The sequence below is a fragment of the Pseudomonas sp. PA-4-8C genome (genome assembly GCF_021606625.1).
In the GTDB taxonomy this organism is placed as follows: Bacteria; Pseudomonadota; Gammaproteobacteria; order Pseudomonadales; family Pseudomonadaceae; genus Aquipseudomonas; species Aquipseudomonas lactis.
This window is the reverse complement of record NZ_WKCD01000312.1, coordinates 1-6,047: the sequence shown is the minus strand read 5'-3', so window position 1 is coordinate 6,047 and position 6,047 is coordinate 1. Positions and strand designations below refer to the sequence as shown.

General features: G+C 53.6%; 4 protein-coding genes. 2 read left to right on the top strand and 2 right to left on the bottom strand.

Annotated features, from left to right (window positions below; all coding sequences use genetic code 11):
- Window positions 1-2,120: 2,120 nt before the first annotated feature.
- Complete coding sequence (locus GIW04_RS26815) at window positions 2,121-3,983, bottom strand: DUF3857 domain-containing transglutaminase family protein (protein WP_120248959.1); 1,863 nt, start codon at window positions 3,981-3,983, stop codon at window positions 2,121-2,123.
- 345 nt (window positions 3,984-4,328) lie between these two features.
- Here GIW04_RS26815 and GIW04_RS26810 point away from each other — a divergent pair, with 345 nt between their 5' ends.
- Window positions 4,329-4,475 carry a hypothetical protein gene (locus tag GIW04_RS26810; RefSeq protein WP_183043803.1) on the top strand — a complete coding sequence of 49 codons (147 nt, stop codon included), beginning with the start codon at window positions 4,329-4,331 and terminating at the stop codon, window positions 4,473-4,475.
- Between the two features lie 23 nt (window positions 4,476-4,498).
- On the opposite strand, the gene GIW04_RS26805 is transcribed toward GIW04_RS26810, so the two are convergent.
- Window positions 4,499-4,939, bottom strand: coding sequence for a hotdog fold domain-containing protein (locus GIW04_RS26805; protein ID WP_003192702.1), 441 nt, complete (start codon window positions 4,937-4,939; stop codon window positions 4,499-4,501).
- Between the two features lie 134 nt (window positions 4,940-5,073).
- On the opposite strand from GIW04_RS26805, the gene GIW04_RS26800 reads away from it, so the two are divergent.
- The gene (locus tag GIW04_RS26800; protein WP_014719222.1) at window positions 5,074-5,691 is read left to right on the top strand and encodes a TetR/AcrR family transcriptional regulator; all 618 of its coding nucleotides are present in this window, start codon (window positions 5,074-5,076) and stop codon (window positions 5,689-5,691) included.
- Window positions 5,692-6,047: the final 356 nt, after the last annotated feature.

Here is a 6,047-nt window from a genome sequence, read left to right as displayed (position 1 = left end):
ATTCAAAGTTCTTCATTTTTTAATCTCAGTGTACGATTTATTTATTAGATTTGTATCTGCCAGGCGTAACTTGCCTTTTGGGTTGCGTGTTCGCCTGGCGAGGGTTTGGCTATTTAGCTAGCGGTGGGAGTCTGGGGCCTGAAAGAAGTTCCATCCATCCCTGACATTCCACCTAATCTCTTACCATGCTCTGCCATTGACCGACCGATATTTCTCACCGTAGCATAAACTTTTTCGGCGATCAGAGCTCCGGCTCCGCTTCCCACTGCTCCTCCGGTCGCCGCGCCTTTCGGCCCTGCAATTCTACCTCCGATGAAAGCGCCTGCCATACCACCAAGAGAGGATCCGGCGTTGGAGACAAAAGTGGTACCATCGTCGGCACCTGAAACTTCTAATATTTCTTTATCTGTCAATCTTCTCAAGGTAAAACTCCTTATCAAAAACGGGCCACAGTTTGTAGATGAGTTATCAGGAGGAGGTTGCTGTAATAATACAAAACCTGTACGTTTTATTTCCAGCAGTACAGAGGACAGTGAGCAGGTTGTGCTCGACCATGTCGACTCGGATGAACAAAGAAACTCGGTTGTCCACTACCCCATCCTCGCTGACCCTACGAGTCAGCTTATACCTAAGATATATATGTGCTTTCAGTGCGACAACCCCTACATGGCAAGGGTTGCATTGTTGGGAGAAATCGTAGATTATTTTATGTTTTTTTCGAGATTTTGACGTTATGGCTTGCGTATGCACGCGAGATTAGGAACTTGCGAAGTGCGTGCTATTGGTGGTTTAAGTTTTTCGCCGCACGTTCAGCCGACGGCTACATTGCTTCGACATCTTGCGGAGTGAACGGTACATCCTGAGGCTGGCATCATAATGAAAGTTGGCTGCCATAGTCTTGCTGTTATCCATACTAAGCTGGCCGTCAATGCGTAAATTTTTGTAGAAGCTTCTTTGGGAGTTTTCAAAGTCGTCATCTATCGGTAAACATCGGTACATGCTATCGTTGAAATTATCATTTGAGGGGGGGAGAGTTTACGAGCGGCACTTTTCGCTATCTGGTACGTTTTTTCGACGGAACAAGTCCTTCATTGAGCGCTTATGGTGAAAAAAATGCACTAACAGGTAAGGCACTAAAATATTGGCAAGCGCCACCGCCGTGCTTCTGAGAAGCGCCTCGCTAAACAGCATTTTTTGGTTAAAGTGCAAAAATATACTATGTGTTATCAGTATTAGTATGCCGGTTGCAAAAATTAACGGATACTTACGCTCCGCTAACGCGGGAAATATTATTGATATGCACAAAAAGCCCCAAAGAGAATTCAAGGCTACAAATGTATCAAATACCATGGAATGTACTTCCTAAGTGTAAAAGCTGCCGCAGCTTCAATAAATAGAGCGTCTGAAATGTGGGTGTTTATCTTCAATAATTTGATGCGTACCTTCAAAGCGTTGGGGTGCATCATTTTATTCATATGAATTCGATGCCTCAAAAGCTCGAAATATTCGTGTGAAAAGCGCACTTGCAATGGCGGGTGCCTCGACAACCTGTCCTTGTCTCTCACCACTGAACTATGTAGCGGTTCCGTTTGCAATCGCCCCGCCTGCAATGATAGCTAGTGGGTGGACCTAACCAAAAGTATTTTCAATTTTATTGTCAGATCATCATCCTAAAACCAGTTTTTTACCCCAAGCCACAGCGATCAGGAGTGCTTTGCTGCTGTATGGAGTAATAGAGTAACGCTCCGCAGCGTACCGGGGCACCCCTACATGTGTAGGGCCTTAAAGAGTTATCCTGCATACTGCAATACAAGAGTAAGGCCCGCGGGTACGCGATGTTATTACTGGGAGTCTTATATGGTTCTAAAGATTTATGTAGATATGTAATTCTTGAGGCTTTAGCGGGGTCTGACTTCCGGCTAATGATGAGCTTTCAAAACTCAAATGAGTAGCGTAAAAATTTGTAGAAGGGCCCGCGCGCTCATGAGAGCTAACATGACGGTTAAAACATTGATGTTATGGCGGCAGAGGTAACGGTTTCATGCATACGGCTCAGTATCGCCATCCACGATTCCCGCGCGCCAGTGTGTCACCACTGACACGCAAGAAGGGCCAGGGCGTTACAGCGTCTGCACAATCACCTGGCTTTTCAAATCGTTGACCATGTCTTCAATCGCCGGCTGCATGGCCGCAAAATCCTCCGGGCTGCAGAGAATCTCTGGCTTGCTAAACACATATTGGCGCGTGATCAGCACCGTATTGGCCTTCTTCACATAGGTCGAGCGATAGTCGAAGCCCGCCTGTTTCACCGACACTGCCTTGGGCACCGCGAGGATCTTCACCTTGGCGGGGAACTCCAGGCGCGCAACTTCTGAGATCTCACTCGAAAGGCAGGAGAAGTTCTGAGTGCGTTCCTTTTCGGCCATCAAGGAAAACACGCTCTGGCCAATACCGCCGGCCAGGCTGGAGAGGGTAGGCACCCCGGTCGGGCCAGGCAGGTTGACCAGATTGCTGGTGTGGCCTTTGAGGGTGAACTTGAAGGTATTGGCAGTACTGTCCAAAGCGTCAGTTTCGATCACTCCGCTACCGGATTGCCCAAACATGCTCAGGACCTGTTGCACCAACTGATTACGGTCGGCTGGCTGCATGGCCTTGAGCATGAAGCGGTTAAGCTCCGCGCCCCAACCGTCGATGGTGGAGTCGTTGGTAAAGTCTGCAGCGCCTTTGGTGTTGACCTTGAACACCATGGTTGTGTCCACTTTGCCAGGCTGGCGGGACGGTGTCTGCTTACGTTCACCGGTCTGTGTCAGCAATACCGGTTTGCCGAGTTCGGGCAGAGGCAGGTAGCCAGCGGCGATGGGCGTCGCGGTGGAGTCCAGGTACAGATCGAGGCTGGGTACATAAGTGATCACATGATTGAGCACGCCCAGGGTTGGCACCTTGGGCAGTACGTAGGCGTTGTCGGCGTTGATCAGGGCGGGAGAGCTTTCAATGGCGACGGCTTTGAGCAGTGCTTCAAGCAGGGCCACATGGTCCTTGCAGTCGCCGTAGCGGTTATCCAGCACCGCCTGCGCTGAATGCGGCACCACGCCCCCCGCTCCGACGTACACGGCCACATAGCGGATGTTCTTGCGTACCCAATCACTCAGCACCAGGGCCTTGCTGCGTGGGTTGTCGAGGTTGGTGGTGAGTTCCTTGGCCAGTTGGGTCATGGCCGGGGTCACTTCTACCTGTGCGCGTGCGGCGTAGGCCTGGGCAAACTGTTTGTAGTCGGTGAACGTCGATACGGCCAGCAGTTGCCCGTAGTCGGTGTAGGCAACGGAGCCATCTTCCACGCGATTTTTCTTGGTTTGCTCCAAGTCCCAGCGGTACACCGTTCGCCCGTTGGCGTTGGCTGGTGCGGACGCTTTGAAACCCCGTGAGTCGGCGTACAGCTTCATTTCGGTGGGCATGTCGTAGCTCAGGCGCACCTGCTCATTCTGGTAAAAGTCCGGCGAGAAAAGGTCTTCGAACTGCCCCGCAAACAACGGTGTATTGCGATGGCGCTGGTACCGCAGAACCATGCGATCGCCCACTTGCAGCTCCGGGAAGATCACCACTTTGACCCGCGAGTCCTGAAACATCGGCGCCTGGGCAGACTCCAGTTCCTGCTGCTCCTTGATCCGGTCTGGTGTTACCACGACTTTGCGGCCATCGGATTTGAGCGTGTAGGCCTCGACAATATCCAGAGTTTCCAGGGTGCGATTGTAGGTCACAGAGCGCTGGGCGTTGGAGGTGATCGCGCGCTCTTCATTGATCCGCATAACCCGTTCGACATCCAGCACAAAGCTACCGTCGGGGTTCACGACGTAGGACTGGATGTTTTTTTCGTGGGTCAGGGAAAGGTCGGTGTAATCGGCACGGGCTGGCGTCGTCAACAGCACGCAGACCATGACTGCCAGCACACCGAGCAGGCGTAACGCAGAGAACGGCAGGCTTTGCATAGAGATCCTTCTGAACTAGGGCGCGCCGTTTCACCGGGGCGTATGTTCCTGAATAAGTCGATGGATAGGACTCGCGAGCGCTTCGCCTACTCAATTGGCTGACGTTCAGGGGTTATGAAGATTTTTTAGGTTTCTCTCGTACGCTATGCGTGCCGAGACTTCCCATTGAGTAAGACGTTTTCGAAGGATTTTATTTAGCGCTGGTTAATCAGAAAGTTAAAAGCCTTGATCCATGTCTCTTGGGTGAATAGGTGTTTTTTTGACGGCTGATGATCTTTTCCCGTCTTCTTATTTGATATGCCGATAAGGCGTTCGCCCTTGATACCTTCGCCCTGGAAAGGACCGATGCAGCTCGCCGTTGGCGGTATTGCCGATGCGCAATTGATGCCGCATATCGCCGGCGATACCACCACGGCAATCCGCACCGCTTCGCAGTGCAGCGTCGACCGCATCCATGCGTCCAGTCACGCATTGCAGATGCCGCGTAGCTGATACTGCCTGGGCCGGCCGAATGCCTAAGCGAGTTTCACATTCATGGTGATGTGGGCGGTGAAGACCTTGACGCCACCCGCATCAAAGATCTCCACCGGCACGATCTTGTCTCCGGCGGTTTGCCAATCGATAGCGCTGCCATCGGCAACAGCGCGGATATCGGTTTTCGCCTTGGCCAGGTATTCCACAGTCATGCCTTTGGGAATCCAGCGTGCGCCTGCGGGGATCGACGCGTCGGTCATCATGCCGCCGGCCAGTTCGGCGGCGTTGCACAGTGCGATGGCATGCACCGAGGCTAGGTGGTTGGTGATTTCCTTGCGAAACGGCACGGTGACCACCGCATGGTTGGGTTTGAGCTCCGCGATCTCGGGCGTGATGGTGCTGAAGTAGGGGGCCATCTGGCAGGCCAGGTTGCTGAATGCGGCGGGGCCTACGCTATTGAACATGCTCAGGGCTTGGCTCATCGGAATATCCTCAAGGGGTAGTTATAGAATAATATTCTGTGCCAGAACAATATTCTGTAAATTCCATGGCTGTCAACCTGAGCTTTCTCTGCTGGGCGCTCAGCCTATAAACTGTTTCGATTTGGCGTTCTCCCATGCACTCCATCGATCTCATTGAGCGCACCTTCCCCGGCAGGCGCAGCGACCTCAAACGCACCATCCTGCGTGAGGCGCTGGCCTGTTTTAACGAGGCAGGCATCGAGGCGACCAACATCGAGACCATTCGTGCGCGCTGCGACACCAGTGTGGGGGCTATCTATCACCACTTCGGCAACAAGGAAGGGCTGGTCGCCGCGCTGTTCTTCGCTGCGCTGGAAGACCAGGCCGCCCTGCGTGACCACTACCTGCAAGCGGCGGATACGGCCCATGCCGGTGTGGTCGGCCTGGTGTACAGCTACGTTGAGTGGGTCACCGCCCAGCCGGACTGGGCGCGGTTTGTTTTCCAGAGCCGTTTCGCCGTGTCCAGCGGGCCGTTCAAGGACGAGTTGATTGCCCGCAACAAGCAGCGCAACCAGCAGTTGAAGGAGTGGATGGGCGGGGAAGGGCGCAAGGAGCACTTCAGTCATTTGCCCGCAGAACTTATCCCTTCGCTGATAATTGGCGCGGCCGAAAGCTACTCGCGTGCGTGGCTGTCGGCGAAGGTCAAAAAAAGCCCCTTTGAGTACCGCGAACTGCTGGCTGAAGCCGCGTGGAAGTCGATCAGCCTGGGTTAGTCAGTCCTCCATTCCCTGTGGGAGCTGTCGAGCTTCAGCGAGGCTGCGAAAGCGGTGGTTCAGGCGCTGAAGAGGTTGCCTGTGCCGCCGCCATCGCAGCCTCGCTGGGGCTCGACAGCTCCCACATTTGGGCGGTGTTGCTGTCGGGAGTTGTGCTTGTCGCGATGGCCCTGCAAAGCGGTATTCCACATACACCGCCGATCCCCTGTGGGAGCTGTCGAGCTTTAGCGAGGCTGCGATAGCGGTGGTTCAGGCGATGAGCCTTTCGGCAATGCCGCCATCTGATCAAATTCCGTCTAGGGCTATACTTGCCTCCTTCCAACCAATCGAGAACCCCATGAGCACCTCTCTTTCCC